This window comes from Parabacteroides sp. merdae-related_45_40 (assembly GCF_001915675.1).
Map to the genome: position 1 here is coordinate 43,990 of NZ_MNQY01000039.1, position 21,264 is coordinate 65,253.

The 21,264-nt window shown below is 48.3% G+C and carries 16 protein-coding genes; 11 read left to right on the top strand and 5 right to left on the bottom strand.

The genetic code is table 11. The annotated features are described in order from the left end of the window. The first annotated feature begins 272 nt into the window (after window positions 1-272). The 4 genes from dnaA to BHV83_RS03870 all read left to right on the top strand — a co-directional run bounded on the left by dnaA (window position 273) and on the right by BHV83_RS03870 (window position 8,763). Entirely contained in the window at window positions 273-1,661 is a 1,389-nt protein-coding gene (gene dnaA, locus BHV83_RS03855) for a chromosomal replication initiator protein DnaA (protein ID WP_005637083.1), read from the top strand. Window positions 1,662-1,914: 253 nt separating this feature from the next. Beyond that, window positions 1,915-4,458 carry an adenosylcobalamin-dependent ribonucleoside-diphosphate reductase gene (locus tag BHV83_RS03860; protein ID WP_036724401.1) on the top strand — a complete coding sequence of 848 codons (2,544 nt, stop codon included), beginning with the start codon at window positions 1,915-1,917 and terminating at the stop codon, window positions 4,456-4,458. A gap of 105 nt (window positions 4,459-4,563) precedes the next feature. Next, window positions 4,564-7,248, top strand: coding sequence for a 4-alpha-glucanotransferase (locus BHV83_RS03865; protein WP_286756376.1), 2,685 nt, complete (start codon window positions 4,564-4,566; stop codon window positions 7,246-7,248). Between the two features lie 261 nt (window positions 7,249-7,509). Then, window positions 7,510-8,763 carry a DUF6383 domain-containing protein gene (locus tag BHV83_RS03870; protein ID WP_286756378.1) on the top strand — a complete coding sequence of 418 codons (1,254 nt, stop codon included), beginning with the start codon at window positions 7,510-7,512 and terminating at the stop codon, window positions 8,761-8,763. Window positions 8,764-8,857: 94 nt separating this feature from the next. Here the strand turns inward: BHV83_RS03870 and BHV83_RS03875 are convergent, their stop codons facing one another. After that, window positions 8,858-9,217 carry a bactofilin family protein gene (locus BHV83_RS03875; protein WP_122205311.1) on the bottom strand — a complete coding sequence of 120 codons (360 nt, stop codon included), beginning with the start codon at window positions 9,215-9,217 and terminating at the stop codon, window positions 8,858-8,860. Between the two features lie 89 nt (window positions 9,218-9,306). Here BHV83_RS03875 and folB point away from each other — a divergent pair, with 89 nt between their 5' ends. From folB to BHV83_RS03895, 4 genes are all read left to right on the top strand, one after another. After that, a complete protein-coding gene (gene folB / locus BHV83_RS03880; protein ID WP_005648063.1) occupies window positions 9,307-9,669 on the top strand; it encodes a dihydroneopterin aldolase in 363 nt (120 codons plus the stop codon). 125 nt (window positions 9,670-9,794) lie between these two features. Further along, entirely contained in the window at window positions 9,795-11,240 is a 1,446-nt protein-coding gene (locus tag BHV83_RS03885; protein ID WP_005637059.1) for a monomeric [FeFe] hydrogenase, read from the top strand. Between the two features lie 6 nt (window positions 11,241-11,246). Further along, complete coding sequence (locus tag BHV83_RS03890) at window positions 11,247-12,491, top strand: PNGase F N-terminal domain-containing protein (protein WP_046452579.1); 1,245 nt, start codon at window positions 11,247-11,249, stop codon at window positions 12,489-12,491. Window positions 12,492-12,549: 58 nt separating this feature from the next. Then, on the top strand, window positions 12,550-13,194 hold the full coding sequence (locus tag BHV83_RS03895) for a MarC family protein (protein ID WP_005648061.1): 645 nt from the start codon (window positions 12,550-12,552) through the stop codon (window positions 13,192-13,194). 613 nt (window positions 13,195-13,807) lie between these two features. Here BHV83_RS03895 and BHV83_RS03900 read toward each other — a convergent pair. The 4 genes from BHV83_RS03900 to BHV83_RS03915 all read right to left on the bottom strand — a co-directional run bounded on the left by BHV83_RS03900 (window position 13,808) and on the right by BHV83_RS03915 (window position 18,768). After that, complete coding sequence (locus tag BHV83_RS03900) at window positions 13,808-14,872, bottom strand: glycosyltransferase family 2 protein (protein WP_005637051.1); 1,065 nt, start codon at window positions 14,870-14,872, stop codon at window positions 13,808-13,810. Window positions 14,873-14,895: 23 nt separating this feature from the next. Next, the gene (locus BHV83_RS03905; protein ID WP_122205312.1) at window positions 14,896-15,804 is read right to left on the bottom strand and encodes a lysophospholipid acyltransferase family protein; all 909 of its coding nucleotides are present in this window, start codon (window positions 15,802-15,804) and stop codon (window positions 14,896-14,898) included. Between the two features lie 388 nt (window positions 15,805-16,192). After that, entirely contained in the window at window positions 16,193-17,515 is a 1,323-nt protein-coding gene (gene mtaB / locus BHV83_RS03910; protein WP_005648057.1) for a tRNA (N(6)-L-threonylcarbamoyladenosine(37)-C(2))-methylthiotransferase MtaB, read from the bottom strand. 53 nt (window positions 17,516-17,568) lie between these two features. Beyond that, window positions 17,569-18,768 (bottom strand): acyloxyacyl hydrolase, encoded by a 1,200-nt coding sequence (locus BHV83_RS03915; RefSeq protein ID WP_005648055.1) that lies wholly within the window; start codon window positions 18,766-18,768, stop codon window positions 17,569-17,571. A 152-nt stretch (window positions 18,769-18,920) separates the two neighbouring features. Here BHV83_RS03915 and BHV83_RS03920 point away from each other — a divergent pair, with 152 nt between their 5' ends. The 3 genes from BHV83_RS03920 to BHV83_RS03930 form a co-directional block, all read left to right on the top strand. Then, a complete protein-coding gene (locus tag BHV83_RS03920) occupies window positions 18,921-20,585 on the top strand; it encodes an AMP-binding protein (RefSeq protein ID WP_005637047.1) in 1,665 nt (554 codons plus the stop codon). Between the two features lie 157 nt (window positions 20,586-20,742). Then, window positions 20,743-20,973, top strand: coding sequence for a hypothetical protein (locus BHV83_RS03925; protein WP_005637046.1), 231 nt, complete (start codon window positions 20,743-20,745; stop codon window positions 20,971-20,973). A gap of 87 nt (window positions 20,974-21,060) precedes the next feature. Then, on the top strand, window positions 21,061-21,264 hold a 204-nt coding region (locus BHV83_RS03930; protein ID WP_286756387.1), incomplete at its 3' end, for a hypothetical protein.

Here is a 21,264-nt window from a genome sequence, read left to right on the forward strand (position 1 = left end):
GTATAACTGGATCGAAAGGCCTTTTTTGAAGTCGGTTGCCAGAGATGGCAAGGAGCTAAAGAATGCTCTTAAACAAAGGTTTTTTGTGATTCTGATATTTTAAAATGAAGATATTCAGATTGTTGGAATTAACTGCCTGACAATAAACGGGATATTGAACAATCAAAAGTTCCAAACAAAATGATACTTTTTTTTTCGGAATTAATTTCTAAACTTTGTAGTCGTAAAAATAAAAATTGAAGTTGTAAGTAGAGTTGGGAGAGTAAAAAATCATGCAGACTGAATATCAAACTTTGTGGAATAAATGCCTCGCAGTCATTAAGGACATTGTCCCTGAGGCCGCTTTTAACACATGGTTCAAGCCTATCATACCATTATCATACGAGGATAATAAATTTACGATTCAAGTACCCAGCCAGTTCTTTTACGAGTATCTGGAAGAGAAGTATGTGAACGTATTGAAAGTTACTTTATATCGTGTGATAGGACAGGGTACGATATTGAACTATCGTATCAAAGTCGTTGATAAGGTAAAGGAAGATGGCATGATTACTTTACCTACCGGTAATGACGCTCCCCGTACCGGTAAGAAAAGTGCGGATATCCCTTCTCTATTCGAGTCTAAAGCTCGTCAGGATTGGGATTCTCATTTGAACCCTAAATACAACTTCGATAATTATTTTGAAGGGACAAGCAATCGTCTGGTCCGTTCTTCGAGCGAGGCTATCGCACAGGAACCGGGAAAGACCTTTAACCCGATGTTTGTATTCGGGGCGTCCGGTGTGGGAAAGACCCACTTATGCCATGCGATCGGTAACCGCATTCAGGAGATCCATCCGGAAAAGAAGGTGCTGTATATATCAGCCCACCTTTTTACCGTACAATACACGGAAGCCATCCGGAAAAATACGACAAATGATTTCATGTATTTTTATCAAGGCGTGGATGTGTTGATTTTGGACGATATCCAGGAACTGATCGGTAAAGATAAGACACAGAATACATTTTTCCATATATTCAATCACTTGCATCTGCTGGGCAAACAGTTGATCCTTACTTCCGATAAAGCTCCCGTCGATTTGCAGGGAATGGAGGAACGTTTGATTACCCGTTTGAAATGGGGGCTGACGGCAGAGCTGGATCGCCCGGATTTGGATTTGCGCAAGAAAATCCTGAAGAATAAGATCAGCCATGACGGTGTGGTGATTCCGGATGACGTGTTCAATTTTATTGCAAGCAACGTGACGGAGAATGTACGCGATGTGGAAGGTATCGTTGCGTCCTTGCTGGCTTATTCTACGGCGTTCAACCGGATGATCGACCTGCCATTGACCAAACAGGTGGTGAGCCGCGTCGTAAAACTGGAAAAGAAGCAGGTGTCTGTGGAATCGATTCAGGATGTAGTCTGTAAATACTATAATCTGGAACTAGCCGCTATCCAGACCAACTCACGCAAGCGGGAAATCGTGCAGGCACGTCAGGTTACGATGTACCTGGCGAAGAAGTATACCGATAGTTCTTTTTCTCATATCGGGAAGATCGTCGGGAAGCGTGACCATGCAACCGTCTTGCATGCCTGTAAGACGGTAAGGGACCAGATCGAAACGAATAAATCTTTCCGTTCTTCGGTAGAAGAGATCGAGGCTTTGCTCAAGGCTTGATTTGATGATATATTTATATGAAAGGATGCGCTTCCGGGTTGCGTCCTTTTTCTATTTTGAGAAAATCTTATTGTAGTGTCGGTTCTCTTTTTGGAAAACTTTTTGAATTGAAAAAAAAGGTAAACTGTTGATAAATAGCATGGTCGGTCTGTGGAAGGGATAACTTGTCGACAATGTATATTTTCTTTATTGAATAATTTGGCTAATCCATAAACAATGCTTAAACTTGCACATCATTAAACTTAAAACAATCGTGAATCGTAAAACTTACACCTTCGATGAAGCGTTTAAAGCTTCACTGGACTACTTTACCGGTGACGAATTGGCCGCAAAAGTATGGGTAAATAAGTATGCCTTGAAGGATGCATTCGGAAATATCTATGAGGAGTCTCCCGTAGACATGCATCACCGCTTGGCAAGTGAAATTGCCCGTGTAGAAAAGAAGTATCCTAACCCTCTGTCGGAAGAGGAACTCTTTGCCCTGTTTGATCATTTCCGTTACATCGTGCCGCAAGGAAGCCCGATGACGGGAATTGGCAATGATTTTCAAATTGCCTCACTCTCTAACTGTTTTGTAATCGGATTGGATGGAGATGCCGATTCATATGGTGCGATTATTCGAATTGATGAGGAACAAGTGCAGTTGATGAAACGTCGTGGCGGTGTTGGTCACGATTTATCACATATTCGTCCGAAAGGATCTCCTGTTAAGAACTCGGCGTTGACATCGACCGGATTGGTTCCTTTTATGGAACGTTACTCAAATTCAACCCGCGAAGTGGCCCAGGACGGCCGTCGTGGTGCCTTGATGCTTAGTGTTTCCATCAAACATCCGGATTCGGAATCGTTTATCGATGCCAAGATGACGGAAGGGAAGGTGACGGGGGCTAACGTTTCTGTGAAGATCGATGATGAATTTATGCAGGCCGTAATCAACGGAACTCCTTATAAACAACAATATCCGATCGACTCGTCGGAACCTACCAATGTGAAGGAAATCAATGCGGCCGAACTTTGGAAGAAAATCATTCATAATGCATGGAAGTCGGCTGAACCCGGTGTGCTTTTCTGGGATACGATCTTGAGAGAGTCTGTTCCCGATTCGTATGCGGATCTCGGATTCCGTACGGTTTCGACCAACCCTTGCGGTGAGATCCCCTTGTGCCCGTATGATAGCTGCCGTCTGTTGGCAATCAACTTATATTCGTATGTTGTCAATCCTTTCACAAAAGAGGCTTATTTCGATTTTGATCTGTTCCGGAAGCATGTTATCCTGGCGCAACGTATCATGGATGATATCATCGACTTGGAATCAGAAAAGATAGAAAAGATTCTGGAGAAGATCGATGCCGATCCCGAATCATTGGAAGTAAAACAGAGCGAACGCCACCTGTGGGAGAAGATACAGAAGAAGACTTTGCAAGGACGTCGTACCGGTGTGGGCATCACAGCCGAAGGCGATATGATTGCCGCCTTGGGATTGCGCTACGGCACGGAAGAAGCGACTGAGTTTGCCGAGAAGGTACAGAAGATGTTGGCTTTGGCAGCCTATCGTTCTTCTGTGGAAATGGCCAAAGAACGTGGTGCATTTGATATCTATGATGCAAAGCGCGAAGAAAAGAATCCGTTTATCAACCGTCTGCGTGAAGCCGATCCGGAGCTGTATGACGACATGGTGAAATACGGTCGCCGTAATATCGCCTGTCTGACGATAGCACCGACAGGAACGACCAGCTTGATGACGCAGACTACTTCGGGTATCGAACCGGTGTTCCTGCCCGTTTATCGCCGTCGCCGCAAGGTGAACCCGAACGATGCGGAAGCTCGTGTTGACTTTGTCGACGAAACAGGTGACGCATTCGAAGAATATATCGTATTCCATCATAAATTTGTAACCTGGATGTTGGCCAACGGCTTCTCTGCTTCCAAAAAATATACACAAGAAGAAGTGGAAGAACTGGTTGCTAAGTCTCCTTACTATAAAGCGACGTCAAACGATGTCGACTGGTTGCAGAAAGTCCGTATGCAGGGACGTATTCAGAAATGGGTGGACCACTCCATCAGCGTAACAATCAACCTGCCGGCCGATGTGACGGAAGACCTTGTGAACTCCCTGTATGTGGAAGCCTGGAAGTGCGGTTGTAAGGGCTGTACGGTTTACCGTGACGGTTCCCGCTCAGGTGTATTGTTGTCTACGGATAACAAGAAGAAGAAAAAAGAAGATTGCAACTGTATGGAGCCGCCGGTTATCGTGGCTACCCGTCCGCGCGAACTGGAAGCCGACGTGGTGAAATTCCAGAACAACCGTGAGAAGTGGATTGCATTTGTCGGTCTGCTGAATGGTCGCCCGTACGAAATCTTTACCGGTCTTGCCGATGACGATGAAGGTATCATGTTGCCGAAGAACGTTTCGAAGGGTAGCATTATCAAGAGCTATGACGAGGACGGCCAGAAGCATTACGACTTCCAGTTCAAGAATAAGCGTGGTTACAAGATGACGATCGAAGGTCTGGACGGCAAGTTCAATCCGGAATTCTGGAACTATGCCAAGCTGATCTCCGGTGTCTTGCGCTACGGTATGCCGATCGACCAGGTGATCAAGCTGGTTCAAGGTATGGAACTGAATAACGAATCTATCAACACTTGGAAGAACGGTGTGGAACGCGCTTTGAAGAAATACCTGCCGAACGGTACGGAGGCAAAAGGCCAGAAATGCCCGAATTGCGGACATGAGACACTTGTCTACCAGGAAGGTTGTCTGATCTGTACCAATTGCGGTGCTTCGAGATGCGGATGAAAAGATTTATGGTTTATGATTTATGATTTATCATTGACGCTAAATGATAAATCATAAATCGTGAATAATATCCCATGAATCATAAATCATAAATATAAAAGTACCATGAAAGTCACCTTTAATATCAACTTCCATACCGTTTGGGGGCAGAAGTTATGTGTTGTAGGGTCGATTCCTGAGCTGGGTTCCTGGGAACCTGCTTTGGCAAAAGAAATGAGTTATAAGGGAGATGGAAACTGGCAGCTTGAACTGGAAGTGACCTCTCCTGTCAAGGATATAGAATACAGATATTTCCTGAGTGTAAACGACAAGCAGATATTCGAGGAATGGGAAAAGAACCATCAGGTATTCTTTATCGGCCAGGCAGACCAATATACACTATATGATTATTGGCAGGTTCGTCCTGCTAATCTGGCCTTTTATTCCTCAGCATTTACTAAAAGTTTGTTTGCACATCCGTGTAATACGCATGAGCGGGTGGTGAAGAGCGGTAAGAGACTTACGATCAAGATCTCTGTTCCGCGTGTCGAAAAGAACCAGCGCGTGGCTATCACCGGAAATCAGGACTGTTTGGGCAATTGGCATCCTGATAAAGCGTTAATATTGAGTTGCGACACCTTTCCCGTCTGGCATATAGACTTGGATGCGGGGGAGATTTCCTATCCGTTGGAATATAAGTTTCTGATCTGCGATGATCAGCAGCAGCCTTTATATTGGGAAGAAGATGAGAACCGTGTCTTGAATCTGCCTTCGCAACAGGTGGGAGAGACGGTGATCGTTTCGGGCCTTTATTTTCGTGATAACCTGCCTTTATGGCGGTGTGCCGGTTCGGTGATCCCGGTCTTTTCCTTACGTTCGGAGAAGAGCTTCGGAGTCGGTGACCTGGGGGATTTGCGTATGTTGGTGGATTGGGCCAGGAAAACGTGTCAACGTATCATCCAGGTGCTTCCTATGAACGACACGACGACGACGCATACCCGTACCGATTCGTATCCTTATAGCGCCATTTCGATTTACGCCCTTCATCCGATGTACATCAGCCTGCCCGATCTGGGAGAGCTGGCAGATCCGGAAAAGGCGGCCTTTTTTGCCCGGAAACAGGCAGAGTTGAACGGACTGGATGCCGTCGATTACGAACAGGCGGTTCGATATAAGCTGGAATATTGCCGGGAATACTTCAGGCAGGAGGGCGAGGCGATCTTGTCCACCTCTGAATATCGGGAGTTTTTCGCGCAAAACGAGTCTTGGCTGATGCCTTATGCCGCCTATTGCTACTTGCGTGACATGTACCGGACTTCCGACTTCACGCAATGGAAAGAGAACTCCGTATTCGATAAGAACACTATTCGTGAACTTTGTTCCGTGGGAGGCAAGGCATATCCGGAAATATCTTTCTTGTATTTCCTGCAATATGTCCTGCATACCCAGTTTAAGGGTGTTTCCGATTATGCCCGCAAGAACGGGATCGTGCTGAAAGGCGATTTGTCTATAGGAGTGAACCGTACGAGTGTCGAGGCATGGATGGAACCGAAATACTTTAATATGAACGGTCAGGCCGGTGCTCCGCCCGACGATTTCTCCGTAAATGGTCAGAACTGGGGGTTCCCGACCTATAATTGGGATATGATGGAGAAAGATAATTTCTCCTGGTGGAAGAAACGTTTCCGTAAATTGGAAGATTATTTCGATAGTTTCCGTATCGATCATATCTTAGGCTTTTTCCGTATCTGGGAAGTACCGTCGGAGTATGTTCAGGGACTTTGCGGGCATTTCAACCCTGCTTTGCCGCTTACCCCGAACGAAATCGAACAGTATGGCTTGGATTTCAATGAAGCGCGCCTGACTACCCCTCATATCAACCGCGAGTTCCTGCCCGAATTGTTTGGCGATCAGACGGAAGAAGTGATCGGTGCGTTCCTGGCCCAGTCATCATCGCGGCATTTCGTGTTGAAACCTTTCTGCGATACGCAACGCAAGGTGGAAGCTCTGTTTGCCGGAAAGACGGATGAGGCATCCCTTCGGATTAAGAAAGGACTGTTTGCCATAGCCAATGAAGTGCTGTTCCTGCGCGATCCGCGTGAGCCGGATAAATTCCACCCGCGTATTTCGGCTAGCCAGTCCTACTTGTATCGCGAGTTGAGCGCTTCTGACCAATATGCTTTTGACCAGTTATATTGGAACTTTTTCTATCACCGCCATAATGAGTTCTGGAAAGCTCAAGCCTTTAACCGCCTGACTCCGCTGGTAGGCAGTACGAACATGTTGGTTTGTGGCGAAGACTTAGGAATGATCCCGGAATCCGTCCCCGATGTGATGAACAAATTGCAGATATTCAGTCTGGAAATAGAACGTATGCCCAAGACTCCGCAACGTGAATTTTCGGACTTGTACAACCTGCCTTATCATTCGGTTTGTACGACATCCACCCACGATATGACACCGCTCCGTAGCTGGTGGAAAGAGGACCGTGCTAAGATACAGCGTTATTATAATAATGTTCTGGGATATGCCGGGGATGCGCCAGAGGAATGTACGGCAGATTTGGCGACGCAGATCGTTTCCAACCACCTGGCGACGGCTTCGATGCTGGCTATAATCCCTATACAGGACTGGTTTGCAATGGATGACTCCATCAAGCGGAAAGATTACGAAGCGGAACGCATCAACGTCCCGTCCGATTCAAACCATTATTGGCGATACAGGATGCACATCACGTTGGAGAAACTGATCGAGGCAGACTGCCTGAATAACAAGATTACGGAACTGATTAGGAATTCGGGGAGAAAATAAACAGCCAGTCGGTTCTACAGTCGCGGAGGAGCACGCTATTTTTTCAGAAAATAAGTAAGTAAATAGAGTGTTCCTCCGTTATTTTTTTATATATTTGCTTCATTGTAAGTTATAACAGTAGGTTTAAACGAAAAAGTATCCGTGGCTCCCTTCATATGAAGGGGATAGCCGGCTTTTTTGTGGCGCCGGCTATCCATTCCTTATTATAAGAAATATGCAATGGGTACGAACTGAAGATTACTAATTTAAACTTTATAATATATGATGAACAAACTTTACTTTTATTGTCTTGCCCTATTTGTGGCACCGACTTTTTCAGCCTTCGGGCAAACTCAACCCTCGCAGGACGAGAATGGGTATTATTTAATAGAGAGTGCGGAACATCTGAAATGGTTCCGGGATCAGGTGAATGCTTCCGAGCATGAACAAGTGGACACCAACGGTGACGGTCAAATCAACATGGACGACGATACGGTTGTCCGGCTTAATGCCAAACTGACGGCCGACATCGATCTCGGTGGCGAATCTTGGACGCCGATCGGTGAGTATAACAACGGCGAGGAGCCTGATGAAGTCCGTTTCGGAGGCTACTTCGACGGGCAGGGACATGTCATCAAGGGACTGAACGTCCAGCCGATCGACGGGCGGCAGTCGTACGGGCTGTTCGGCTATGTCGCTTGGGGTGTGGTGAAGAACCTCGGCATAGTTGGCGGCACGGTCACTTCCAAAGCCGATGATGGGCAGGAATACACCGGTGCCATCAGCGGGATGCTCAGCTACGGACGTATTGAGAACTGCTTCAGCACTGCCACTGTCAGCGGGACGGCAGAGGGAAGCATCGGCGGATTGACCGGCGGTATGCGCAAGATCAGCAGCGTTTCGAACAGCTACAATGCCGGGACGGTCATCGATCCGTCAGGTATGGCAGGTGGCATTACCGGATACATAGGCAGCGATGCGAGCGTCTATAACTGTTACAATATGGGCAAGGTGACCGGTGGCGCGATTTCGGGTGATGACTACAGCGAAAGCACCCTCCGCTCAGGTGAGGAAGAACTGCCCTCCATCATTGACTGCTATTATCTGGAAGGTGCTGGCTCCGGCACGCTTGCCAAGGCACTTTCGGCTTCCGATTTCGTGACCACCATCAATGAAAAGCTCTTCACCGATCCGAATAACGGTGAGGATTTCCCCTGGGACGGCAAGGCGAACCTTACAGGCGATAGGTTGTCTGTTCCGACATTCGACAGCAGTTCTGTCGTGGAAGTTCCTCTCGATGATGATCCGACGGCTACGGAAACCATCGCGAAGGGAGAAAGCCACATACAGGCGATCGATGGACGTATCTGTATCACGACATCCGAACCGATGAAAGTGCGAGTAGTCAATATTGCCGGGCAGACGGTTCGTACCGTTTCTCTATCGGATGGCTATAGCGAAATGACCGGTTTGGCTGAAGGCGTCTATATTGTCGTCTTGGAAGACGGGACATGCGTGAAAGTCTTGTTACGGTAAGGACGACTGTCAGATATAAAACAAGAAGTCACAGAATTGAAGGAGAAAACGCTCCTCCGGTTCTGTGACTTTATTATGAAAAAGGATTTTGTCGTTATTTTTCCCCTGACATCTTGCAAACCCCGTTGAAGCGGGCGTTCGGTTCGATCTCCAGCGTTTGGGCGAATATATCGCCTTTGATGACGGCGGTCGCTTTCAGGACAAGTTTGTCACTGACGTGTATGGAACCTTCCACTTCCCCTAATATTTCGGCATTTGTGGAAACGATGTTTCCCGTGACGTTCCCTTTCGGGCCGATCACGATCTTGCCGCTACAACTTACATCTCCTTCGATTTTTCCATCCAGGCGGAAGTCTGTTTCCGTCACGATGTCGCCTTTAACGGTCGTACCGGCGGCAAGGGTATTATGCAGGCCGCCATTCGTGTTTTCTTCTTTTTGCTTTATTCCCATCATATATGTAGTTAGTTGCTTATCGCAAATATAAGACTATTTTTTGGCAGAAAGGTTTACTTTATTTACATTTACAGATAAAATAACGAATTATGACAACAAAGATAGAACTGGAGAAAATGAGATTCTATGCCTACCACGGCGTAATGCCGCAGGAGACGAAGGTGGGGAACGATTTCGTTGTGGATCTGATTCTTACGGCTCCATTGGAGCAGGCTGTGAAGAGTGACGAATTGGACGATACGATCAACTATGCGGCCGTCTATGCGGTTGTAAAAGAGCAGATGGATATCCCTTCCAAGCTGATAGAACATGTGGCAGGACGGATTTTGTATGCTCTGAAGGAGCGTTTCCCCCAGCTGGCAGCAGTCGAGTTGAAACTCTCTAAGCTGAATCCGCCCTTCGGAGGTGATGTCCATAGCGCATCGATCATCCTTGGTGAAACTTTCTCCTGAAATCAATCTTTTGCCGGGCTTAGTCCTTCGGCAAAAGATTTTTATAATTTAGCTGGTTCGTTATTTGGCGGGAGGGGCGTATGCTCCGTATCTTTGTAGCCTAAAGCACAAATAATATATTCACCATGGCATTTACCAACAACGTAATGATTGTCCGCCACGGATTGCTGGCGAAGTTAGTGAAACTTTGGAAGGAAAACCGTCTGCTCGAAGAGATAGACCGTCTGCCTATCGAGTTGAGTCCCCGTAAGTCGAAAGTCATCGGCCGTTGCTGTGTGCACAAGGAACGGGCTGTGTGGAAGTACAAGACATTGCCGCTGCTCGGATTCGATATGCAGGACGAGGTCGACGAGCTGACCCCTTTGTCTGAATACGCCAAACAAGCGTTGCTGCGCTCGGAAAACAAGAAAGAGAACCTGATGTGCGTGGTGGATGAAGCCTGTTCGTCCTGCGTACAGGTGAACTATGAGATTACGAACCTTTGTCGTGGCTGCGTGGCGCGCAGTTGTTATATGAACTGTCCGAAAGACGCGATCCGCTTCAAGAAGAACGGGCAGGCGGAGATCGACCATGATACCTGTATCAGTTGCGGCAAATGCCACCAGAACTGCCCCTATCATGCTATCGTGTATATCCCGATCCCTTGCGAGGAAGTTTGCCCGGTGAAGGCGATCAGCAAGGACGAGTACGGGGTGGAACATATCGACGAATCCAAATGTATCTATTGCGGCAAATGCGTGAACGCCTGTCCTTTTGGGGCGATATTCGAGATATCCCAGGTGTTTGACATCCTGCAACGCCTGCGCAACAAGGAACCGATGGTAGCCATTGTCGCCCCGTCCATCCTGGCCCAGTTTGCGGCTCCGGTGGAGAAGGTCTACGGGGCCATCAAGTCACTGGGCTTCCTTGAAGTTGTGGAAGTGGCGCAGGGAGCGATGGAGACGACCCGCCACGAAGCCGAAGAACTGAAAGAAAAGTTGGCGGAAGGCCAACCGTTTATGACGACCAGTTGTTGTCCGTCTTATATTCAGCTTGCCGAGAAACATATCCCGGACTTGAAAAAATATATTTCGACTACCGGTTCGCCGATGTACTACACCGCCCGGATCGTGAAGGAGAAATATCCGGATGCCAAGATCGTGTTCGTCGGCCCGTGCGTGGCGAAGCGGAAAGAAGTGAAGATGGACCCCTGTGTGGATTTTACGCTCACGTTCGAAGAGGTCGGTTCCGTGTTGGCCGGTATGGATATCAAGATCGAAGAGGCACAACCGTTCACCGTCTTGCGTAACTCCGTACGTGAGGCACATGGATTTGCACAAGCAGGCGGTGTGATCAATGCAGTGAAGGTCTACTTGAAAGAAGATCAGGATGCTAGCTTGAATACGATCCAGGTGGCCAACCTTACGAAGAAGAACGTCGCATTGTTGCGTGCATACGCTAAGACAGGCAAGGCTCCGGGACAATTTATCGAGGTGATGGCCTGTGAAGGCGGTTGTGTGACCGGTCCGTGTGTGCATGGCGACCGGTCTGCCGGGCAGAAACAGTTGCTTAAAGAGCTTACTAAATACTAAACGTAAATGATGAAGAAGATTGTTTTACTCTTTTCGCTGGCGGGAGCGTTATTGCTGACGGCATGCGGACCGCGGGAGATTCCTGCGAAAGGAGACTTTACCGTACGTGTGTTTGACGATACGCCCGTACGGTTTGCACCGGATATCTATCCGGAAGCCTATAATGCGCCGGGGGCGGACAGCATTTACCATCTGGTGAACGGGCGTATCATCCTGAAGAAAATAACGTTGCCCGAATACGAACGCAATGTGTCTGTCAAATTGAAGGTGACGATTGCCTCCAACGGCGACCGCTGGGATAAGTCCGGTTCCTGTTTCGTCCTGCCGAAAGAGTCGGGCATCAACCTGCTGAACATCGCTAAGGGAGAAAAGCAGTTCCCGGAAGTGGATAGTACGAAGCTGGAACACATGGTCGGGATCGTTGCGGGCGAAGATTATAAACCGACGGTCGAACTGATGCGTTTCATGACACCTTTCGGGGTAGGACATTTCAGTGCCCCCGACGACAGTCTGACGCATAACCGTAAGCCGGTCTATATCGACCATTGGGAAGATAGCGTCAGCTGGGAACAGGATATAACCGACCTGTATCCACTTTTGGAAGGAGGAGCCTATGTTGGCATCTTTATCGACACCTGGACGACGGAAGGCTATATCGCCAGTATGACGGTCGATGTGGATGAATCCGGCCTGGCTTATGATCCGCTGACCCGCCGCCATGTGGAGCCGTTGATGAATACGGTCTACTACGAGGGGCAGACCTATCCGGATATCTTTGCCCGTCGGGACGTGTCGACGGATTTCGAGATTCCCGCCGGTGTGCGTAATGTCCGGCTGAAATATATCGTGACCGGTCATGGCGGCCATTCCGGTGGTGATGAATTTGTCGAGAAACGCAATATCGTTTCGATCGATGGGAAAGAAGTGTTGAACTTCATCCCCTGGCGTTCGGATTGTGCCTCTTTCCGCCGTTTCAACCCGGCAACGGGCGTGTGGCTGAAAGAGCGCCTGGCTTCTTATATTGCCAAAGACGGTTATTCGGAAAAGAAAGTGGAAGAACCGTTAGGATCATCCGACCTGTCACGTTCCAACTGGTGTCCGGGTTCGGATGTGATGCCTGAAGAGATTCTTTTGACAGATATCGCGCCGGGCAAGCATACCTTCACGGTCAGCATTCCCGAAGCAGCAGAGATAGACGGGAACAAGCTGAACCATTGGCTCGTGTCTGCTTATTTAGTATGGGAAAAATAATGTGCCGATATTTTATTGGCACATTATTCTATTGACACATTATAAAAATAGTATTATTATGGATTCATTGTTACCTTTTTTTCTGTTATGTTTTACCTCGTTTTTTACGCTGACAAATCCGTTAGGGACGATGCCTGTCTTTCTGACCATGACGAATGGCATGAGTGAGGAACAGCGTCGTGCCATTGTCCGCCGCGCTACAATCGTATCGTTCCTGACGCTGATGGTTTTCACTTTCTCCGGGCAGTTCCTGTTCAAGTTTTTCGGTATTTCGACAAACGGGTTCCGTATTGCGGGTGGCATTATCATCTTCACGATCGGTTTCGACATGTTGCAGGCACGCTATGCGAAAGCCAAGCTGAAAGAGGAGGAGGTGAAGACATATGTGAACGACATTTCCATTACGCCCCTTGCCATCCCGATGCTCTGCGGGCCGGGTGCGATCGCCAATGCCTTGATGCTGATGGACGATGCCGTGACATTGGCAAAGAAGTGCATCTTGATCGGGACGATCGGATTGATCTATTTTATCACCTACCTGATCCTCCGCGCTTCCACACGTCTGAACCGTTACATGGGCGAGACGGGCAATAACGTCATGATGCGCCTGATGGGATTGATTCTGATGGTGATCGCCGTAGAGTGTTTCGTGAGCGGTTTCAAGCCGATCATGATCGACATTTTGCAGCACTCGAACCTGTAAAAAAGACAAGGGAAGGCATTGCTTTCCCTTGCAACTCCGGTACAGTCCGGTAAAGAGTGTTGTTTTTTGTATCTACCTGTTTAATATGATGTTATGTTTTAAAGGAAGAGAAAGCGGACAAATGCGGACAGAACGGACACCCGATATATTTATTTTCCGAGCGGGGGATTGATCCCCCCCAAAATGGCAGAATAAATCCTTTTCCCTTTTCCTTTTTCTTTTGCCAAGGGATTAATCCTCCGGCAAAAGAGCAGAATAAATTCTTTTCCCTTTTCCTTTTTTCCTTGCCAGGGGATTAATCCCCTGGCAAAATAGATGATGATACCCTATAGGATATATTTTTTACTCAATAGGGCAGAGCCCTCTGCCCTATTGGGAAGCAGATGGGGTTATGTATGGTAAATATACATTTATTTATGAAAGCCGGTCTTGAGAAAGCCTGGAAATTATGGACATCCGATTTGCAACAGACGTGCATCCCAAAAGTGGTTTTGGGAATGGATTTTAGAGGTTGTTTGTTGATTATTAGCGTTTTAGTAAAATGTCGGAATTTTTATATATCGGGTGTCCGTTCTGTCCGTACTTGTCCGTTTGCCTGCAAAATTCTCTCTGTTCATAGTTCCGTGAATCTCTTTTTCCCCTGTAAATAGAACGCTAAGATCAGGCTTCCTTTTCGCAGCTCCGGAATGCCGGAAAGTTTTGTTTTGGCGAGATTCTCACGGCGGACCGGTTCGTAAGACGGTTTTAGCTCGTGGAACGCCTTCCGGGCCTCATACACGGCACGGGCGTTCGGGTAATGGCCGGTCAGCAGAAACTTGGCAGCGGCGATATAGTCCAGCCAGAAACGTGCATGCATCACGTGCTTCAAATCCTTTTCCGGCAAGTTCTTATATAGCATCAGCAGGTTGTTTCGGAAGTTGAGGAACGTCTTGCGCGGACTCTCGACATTCAGCGTGGCGCCTCCCACGTGGTACACGACCGACGATGGCGTACAGACCAGCCGGTAGCCGCGCGAACGTAGCCGCCAGCACAGATCGATTTCTTCCTGATGGGCAAAGAACCCGGCATCGAGGCCGCCCACCTCTTTGTAAGTGGCCGTACGGACGAACAGGCAGGCCCCCGTGGCCCAAAGCAGGTCGGCAGGCGTGTCATATTGTCCGGCATCTTTCTCGACGACATGCAGGACGCGTCCGCGGCAATACGGATAGCCGTACCGGTCCATATATCCCCCTGCCGCTCCGGCATACTCGAAGTATTCTTTATTCCGTTGGGCGCGTATCTTGGGCTGGACGCCGGCAATCGTTTTGTCGGCGTCCAGCGCGGCGATAGGTGCATCCAGCCATCCCGGAGTGACTTCGACATCGCTGTTGAGCAAGACTGTGTATTCGTGTCCGATATGCTTCAATGCCTGGTTATATCCTTCGGCAAAGCCGTAATTCTTGTCCAGCCGGATGATGCCGACCGTCGGAAACTTTGTTTTCAGCATCTCGATGGAATCGTCCGTAGAGCCGTTGTCGGCAACGATTACATCTGCCCATTCGCCGGGTGTGCAAGCGACAACGGAGGGCAGGAATTCTTCCATCAGCGCGCGGCCGTTCCAGTTTAGGATGACGACGGCAAGACGTTTGTCCGGTTGAAAGTTGAAAGTTGAAAGTTGAAAGTTTTCGTTTGTTTTCATATTGTGTGTGCTTTTTTTGTAATTTAACTTTCAACTCTCAACTCTCCACTTTCAACTCTCTTATGTTTCCATCTCTTATGCGTCCAAAGCCACCCCGACGGATTGCGCAAGATACATTTTTCCATCAAGCGGGCATATTGTTCGGTAATCCAGTTCTCAGGAGTCTCTTTGGGAGTCTCGGTCACCAGTTTCATATCTATGGTATAGTAGCCGCGTTTCACCTGCTTCGTGTCGAGGAATATGACCGGCAAATCCAGTTTGCGGGCAAGGCGTTCGGGGCCGGTCAGGATGGAGGAATCTTGGTTCAGGAAGTTCGTCCAGTAGTGCAGGTTGTTCCGGCTCGGTGTCTGGTCGGCGATAAAGATCACGACACAGCGGGTTTTGTCTTTCTTCAGGGTGATGACATCGCGCACGGTGTCCTGTTTTTTGATCCCAAAGGAACCGAATTTTGTACGCAGGTTAAAAAACAGGCGATCGAATGCCTGGTTGTTGAGGGGTCGGTATATCTGGTAGATGCGGGAATCCTTGAAACGGGAAGTCGAGCCGGAAAACCATTCCCAGTTGCCGTAATGTCCCATCAGGAGGATAAAACAGGTGTGTCCTTTCTCCATCAGCGTGTCTACCAGTTCGGGATTTTTCAGGAAAGCCCGGCGTTGTAACTCTTCGAGGGAGATGTGGGCGAGCTTGATCGTCTCGACCACGTAGTCGGCGAAGTGATGGTAGAACTCGCGTTCCAGCCGGCGCAGTTCGGTGTCCGATTTATCGGGAAAAGAGGCTTTCATATTTTGCCTGACGACTTTCACCCTGTATCTGACGACCTTATAGACCAGAGCATAGAGGATATCCGATAATATATAAAGCGCCCACATCGGCAATAAGGCATGAACCTTTACCCAACTGTAGATAAGCGCATATTGTATTTTATTCCACATGATGGTTTTATTAATTTTTATTTGTGTAAATGCTGATTTATCTGTTGCTTTTCTCTTGAAAGAAAAGTAACCAAAAGTTCAAGGCTAAAGTTGCTTCGCTACTCCGTTCCCTTCGTTCGCTGTCGCGTCTGAAACTCGCTTCGCTCAGACAGCAGACGTTCCGGGTGCTCACTACGGTCTCTGCGCTTAACGCTCACCGGCTTAGGCCGGAAATAGAGCCTGACGGCTCTTCGGGGATTGCCGATGCTACCTGCTCCTTTGCGATCCCACATTTGATGTGGGAACAGGCTTGTCCCCCGTGCTTGACACGGGGGTGCAGAAGAACTGTCGGTTAAGCCTTGATCTTTTGGCTACTTTTGGATCAAGCCAAAAGTAACGGATAAATCATTTATTCTATAATCTTTACTACTAACGCCGTTTTGTCCTCGTTCCAACCTTCCAGTATGACCTGCCGGGTTTCGTTGACCAACGAGTGGTCGTACGGGATCTCCACCTTGATATAATTCTCCGTGAAGCCGTGCATCATGCCTCCTTTGCGTGTTTGTTCAAACAAGACATTCGCCTTCTGGCCGATATGCGCTTCGTAGAAAGCATGGAGCTTACGGTCGGATATGTCCAGCAATTGCTGGCTGCGGGCATGCTTGGTTTTCGGGTCGACGACGTGGTCGATCTTGAGTGCCTGCGTACCCGGCCGTTCCGAATAGCTGAACACGTGCAGCTGGCTGATGTCCAAGCTTTCGATAAAGGTGCGGGCCTCCTCGAAACAGGTATCCGTTTCACCCCGCGTACCGACGATCACATCGACGCCGATAAAGGCGTGCGGCATGACCTCTTTGATCTTTTCGATCTTATGCCGGAACAGGGTCGTGTCGTAACGGCGGCGCATCAGTTTCAGCACCTCGTCGCTTCCGCTCTGTAACGGAATATGAAAATGAGGAGCGAAACGTCTGCTGCATGCCACGAAATCGATCGCCTCGTCCGTGATCAGGTTCGGTTCGATGGAGGAGATACGGTAGCGTACGATCCCTTCCACCTTGTCGAGGGCGCGGATCAGGTCGATAAACGTCTCCCCGGTGCTCTTCCCGAAGTCGCCGATGTTGACGCCTGTCAGCACGATCTCTTTTCCCCCGTTTGAGGCGACCTCTTCGGCCTGCTTCACCATGCTGGCGATCGTCCCGTTGCGACTGCGTCCGCGGGCAAAGGGGATCGTGCAGTAGGAACAGAAATAATCGCATCCGTCCTGCACTTTCAGGAAATGGCGCGTACGGTCGTCTGCCGAGCAGGAAGGGGAGAAAGTACGGATATCTTTCGTCCGGGAAGCGATTATGGCGCCTCCCTCTTCTCTCTTTTTCAGATCGTCCAGATACATTAACAAATCCAGCTTCTGCTCGGCTCCCAAGACAAGGTCGACTCCTTCGATATGGGAAACCTCTTCCGGCTTTAACTGGGCGTAGCAACCGGTCACGACGATGAACGCCCCTGGGTGCTGTTTGCCGATCCGGCGGATCGCCTGGCGGCATTTCTTGTCGGCAAGTTCTGTCACGGAGCAGGTGTTGACAACGCAAATATCGGCCTTTTCACCCGGACGTGCTTTGCGTACGCCCTGTTCGGCAAGGACTTTCCCTATGGTCGAAGTTTCGGCGAAATTCAGCTTGCATCCTAAGGTATAGTATGCGGCTATCTTGTTCTCAAAAACAGTCTTATCAATCATTGTCTTTTAATTATCGCGCAAATTTACGGAAAATGTTTGGAGATAGTATATTCTTATCGTTTATTGTGGAACCGGTAACCTATCCCTAACATCAGGTTGTTGGGGTCTTTGAATTTGCTCAACTGGTATCCCACGTGCAGGAACAGGTTGCGTGTGACAGATGTTTTCAGTGCCAGGATTTGGTACATCCCTTGCGTATCGGTGCATTTGTGGTAAACATTGTAGCCTATGCCTACATTGATCGTGAAGATCGGCATGACCAGTTCGCCCCGTACGGATAGCCCGACTGCCAATTGTTCCTTGAATGGCGGACGGTAAAACCTGTGCTCGGCCTGGTCGTTGTAGTCGGCTTCGTATTCCTTGATGTTGGCACTTTCGTCGTATTGTACGTCGAGCGATGCTCCGGCACGGAAATATTGGTGGAAGTTATACATAGGATTGAAATTGAATCCTAATACGCCGAACGAGCCGGGGGCGAGGTAGGCTTCATCGGGCTTGATAACCCCTTTTCGTTTCGAGGCGCCATATAAGACGATGTCGTAGCTGATGTGAGGTTTGATGCGTTGTGTGGTCCGCCTGCCTGACATCACCGTCCCGGCATTTGCTCCGAAGGTGTGCACCAGGCCTATCCTGCCTCCGACGGTATTGACGCCTGCGTTGGGGTACTGGGTGTTTCCGTTGGAGAAGTGGCTCAGGTCGATGCCTGCCGTCAGTTGCCATCCTGCCGCCAGTTGCCAGTTCAGCAAGAATCCCAAATTGATATAGGCATTGATCTTTGACCCCACAACATAATTATAGGCGTTGGTTCCCGGATGGTACTTTTTCCATCCGAAAGAGGCCCCGAAGTTCCATTCGTAATCCAGTGACAGGCGGGAGGAGAGCCGGGCTATGCGTGCTCCCTGGAATGCATATACTGCAACCGGAGTCCCGATCTCGGCCTTGTCAAAGAAAGAGTGGTATGAGACACCGATTCCCTGGTACGTGTGCGGGTATAATTTCCCGTAGCGCGAATCGGGATGAAACCGGAAAGAGTATTTCAGGTGTGCCGACACGGACTTACGCAAGGGTTGCCATGCAGCGTTCTCGCCGGCAAAGAACTCATTGGTGGGGATGAGGTAGACGGGACGGAAGTCGATACCGACCCCGTGTGTGAGCGGATGGCGGGAGACGGTGTCGTTCGCCCCTGTCTCTTGTGCACATATACGAGTGCATCCTAACACACATATTGTTATAAGTACTTTCCAGTTCTTCATGTCTCATCCGTTTATTCGGTTGCCAAAGATAGGTAAAAATTTAGTTTGTCAAACCTTTGGGTATTGTTGTACTGTTGGTTAAACTCTGGCTATCTGTTGTGTATTTGTCGGATAGTCTGTATTTTTGCGCAAATTATAATACAGTGTGCAGTATGATACAAGAGAATTTTATCAAGATATACGAGAAAAGTTTCAAGAAGAACTGGGAACTGCCCGCCTTGACGGATTACAGCAAAGGGACGACCTTTTCTTTCGCCGATGTGGCCAAAGAGATTGCCCGTATCCATATCCTATTTGAAGAATGTCAGATACGGCGGGGAGATAAGATTGCTCTGATCGGAAAAGACAGTGCCCGCTGGTGTATTGTTTATATGGCCGCTGTGACCTACGGAGCGATTATAGTACCTATCTTGCAGGACTTCAGTCCGAACGATGTGCATCATATTATCAATCACTCCGAGTCGGTTTTCCTTTTTGTCAGTGACCGTATCTGGGATACACTGGAAGAGGAAATGATCGAGGACGTGCGTGGTGTCTTTTCGCTGTCCGATTTCCGTTGCCTGCATCAGCGCGATGGTGAAAGCATTCAGAAGCTTTTGAAAGGCATGGATGAGAAGATGGCGGAAAAGTATCCGGACGGTTTCGGCAAGGATGATATCGAATATGCGGAACTGGACAATGACAAAGTGGTCCTGTTGAACTATACTTCCGGCACGACCGGTTTCAGTAAAGGGGTTATGCTTACCGGAAACAACCTGGCGGGGAATGTGATGTACGGCATCGAGCTTGGCGTATTGTACAGGGGGGAACGCGAACTCTGTTTTCTGCCGTTGGCACATGCTTATAGTTGTGCGTTCAATTTCCTGGTTCCGATGGCTGTCGGGGCGCATGTCTACCTGTTGGGGAAGGTTCCTTCTCCCAAAATCCTGTTGAAAGCCTTCGAGGAGGTGAAACCGAACCTGATCCTGACGGTCCCGTTGATCCTGGAGAAGATTTACAAGAAAATGATCCTGCCGCAGCTTAGCAAGACGACTATGAAGGTGGCGTTGAATATTCCATTGCTGGATTCCCGTATCTATGCACAGATACGGAAGAAACTGGTTGATGCCTTCGGCGGACGTTTTCGTGAAGTGATCGTGGGAGGAGCGGCCATGAATGAGGAGGTGACGAATTTCCTTTATAAGATCAAATTCCCGTTCACGATCGGTTATGGTATGACGGAATGTGGACCGCTGATCAGCTATGACCATAATGACGAGTATGTCCCCGGTTCATGCGGCCAGATATTGAAGGGCATCATGAAGGTGCGTATCGACTCGGAAGATCCTTATAATAAGGTAGGAGAAATTCAGGTGAGCGGCGAAAATGTGATGAAAGGTTATTATAAGAACGAGGAAGCGACTTCCAAGGTTTTTACGGAGGACGGCTGGTTGCGTACGGGTGACTTGGGGACGATCGACGCCGATAACCGTATTTATATCCGTGGCCGTAGCAAGACGATGATCTTGGGGGCGAGCGGACAGAACATTTATCCGGAAGAGATCGAATCGAAGCTGAACAACTTGCCGTTTGTAATGGAAAGCATCATAATAGAGAAGAACGGTAAGCTGGTAGGGCTTGTTTATCCGGATTACGATACGGTGGACAGCACGGGAATTTCGCATGAAGATCTTCCGATCATCATGGAGCAGAACCGGATCGAACTTAACAAACTTTTAGCACCTTACGAAGCTGTTTCCGCCCTGCAATTGTATCCGACAGAATTCGAAAAGACGCCTAAGAAAAGTATTAAGCGTTACTTGTATAGCAACTATTGATTAGTTTATATAGTCTGTAAATCAGATCGTTGAGGCTTGTGTATAAAATATTTTGAAAAAAAGCGCAATATGTTGTACAACATATTTGATTAATACATACATTTGCATCGTTTTAAGACAAGAAGATATTATAGACCGTTTAAATTAAAAAAACAAAATGAAAAAGTTAGTTGCATTTGCTGCTGTTATCGCAGCTGTATCATTCGCATCTTGTGGCAACAAATCAGCAGAAAACACTGAAGTTGCAGAAACTGAAACAGAAGCTACAGTAGAAGAAGTTGTCGCTCCTGCTGAACAAGCTACAACAGAAGAAACTGCGGTTGCTGAAGGTGATTCAACTGCTGTTGAAGCTCCGGCTGCTGAAACTGAAGCTGCTCCTGCTGAATAATCATTCGGCAATTAGTGACGAGGACAGTCTGTATGCATGTAACATACAGACTTTTTTTGTTTTTAAACTTATGTAAATTATATATATATGAAACGAACACTATTACTCCTTCCGGCTATTGCTTGCCTGAGCCTGTCTGTTTTCGCACAGGTTCCTGTAGATAAAACTGTCTCGTTGCAGAGTGTTGAAATCCAGGGAAAACGCTTTGGAGGCTTGACCGGTGGGGAAGTGAAACGCCTGCAGGTGGACAGCAACCTGAGTGGCCTGACGGGGACGACAGCCGACGTATTC

Bases quoted from the DNA above. Each gene is read 5' to 3' on its own strand.
- dnaA (WP_005637083.1), top strand. From the start codon at position 273: ATGCAGACTGAATATCAAACTTTGTGGAATAAATGCCTCGCAGTCATT.
- BHV83_RS03865 (WP_286756376.1), top strand. From the start codon at position 4,564: ATGAAAGTCACCTTTAATATCAACTTCCATACCGTTTGGGGGCAGAAG.
- BHV83_RS03870 (WP_286756378.1), top strand. From the start codon at position 7,510: ATGATGAACAAACTTTACTTTTATTGTCTTGCCCTATTTGTGGCACCG.
- BHV83_RS03875 (WP_122205311.1), bottom strand. From the start codon at position 9,217: ATGATGGGAATAAAGCAAAAAGAAGAAAACACGAATGGCGGCCTGCAT.
- folB (WP_005648063.1), top strand. From the start codon at position 9,307: ATGACAACAAAGATAGAACTGGAGAAAATGAGATTCTATGCCTACCAC.
- BHV83_RS03885 (WP_005637059.1), top strand. From the start codon at position 9,795: ATGGCATTTACCAACAACGTAATGATTGTCCGCCACGGATTGCTGGCG.
- BHV83_RS03890 (WP_046452579.1), top strand. From the start codon at position 11,247: ATGATGAAGAAGATTGTTTTACTCTTTTCGCTGGCGGGAGCGTTATTG.
- BHV83_RS03895 (WP_005648061.1), top strand. From the start codon at position 12,550: ATGGATTCATTGTTACCTTTTTTTCTGTTATGTTTTACCTCGTTTTTT.
- BHV83_RS03900 (WP_005637051.1), bottom strand. From the start codon at position 14,872: ATGAAAACAAACGAAAACTTTCAACTTTCAACTTTCAACTTTCAACCG.
- BHV83_RS03905 (WP_122205312.1), bottom strand. From the start codon at position 15,804: ATGTGGAATAAAATACAATATGCGCTTATCTACAGTTGGGTAAAGGTT.
- mtaB (WP_005648057.1), bottom strand. From the start codon at position 17,515: ATGATTGATAAGACTGTTTTTGAGAACAAGATAGCCGCATACTATACC.
- BHV83_RS03915 (WP_005648055.1), bottom strand. From the start codon at position 18,768: ATGAAGAACTGGAAAGTACTTATAACAATATGTGTGTTAGGATGCACT.
- BHV83_RS03920 (WP_005637047.1), top strand. From the start codon at position 18,921: ATGATACAAGAGAATTTTATCAAGATATACGAGAAAAGTTTCAAGAAG.
- BHV83_RS03925 (WP_005637046.1), top strand. From the start codon at position 20,743: ATGAAAAAGTTAGTTGCATTTGCTGCTGTTATCGCAGCTGTATCATTC.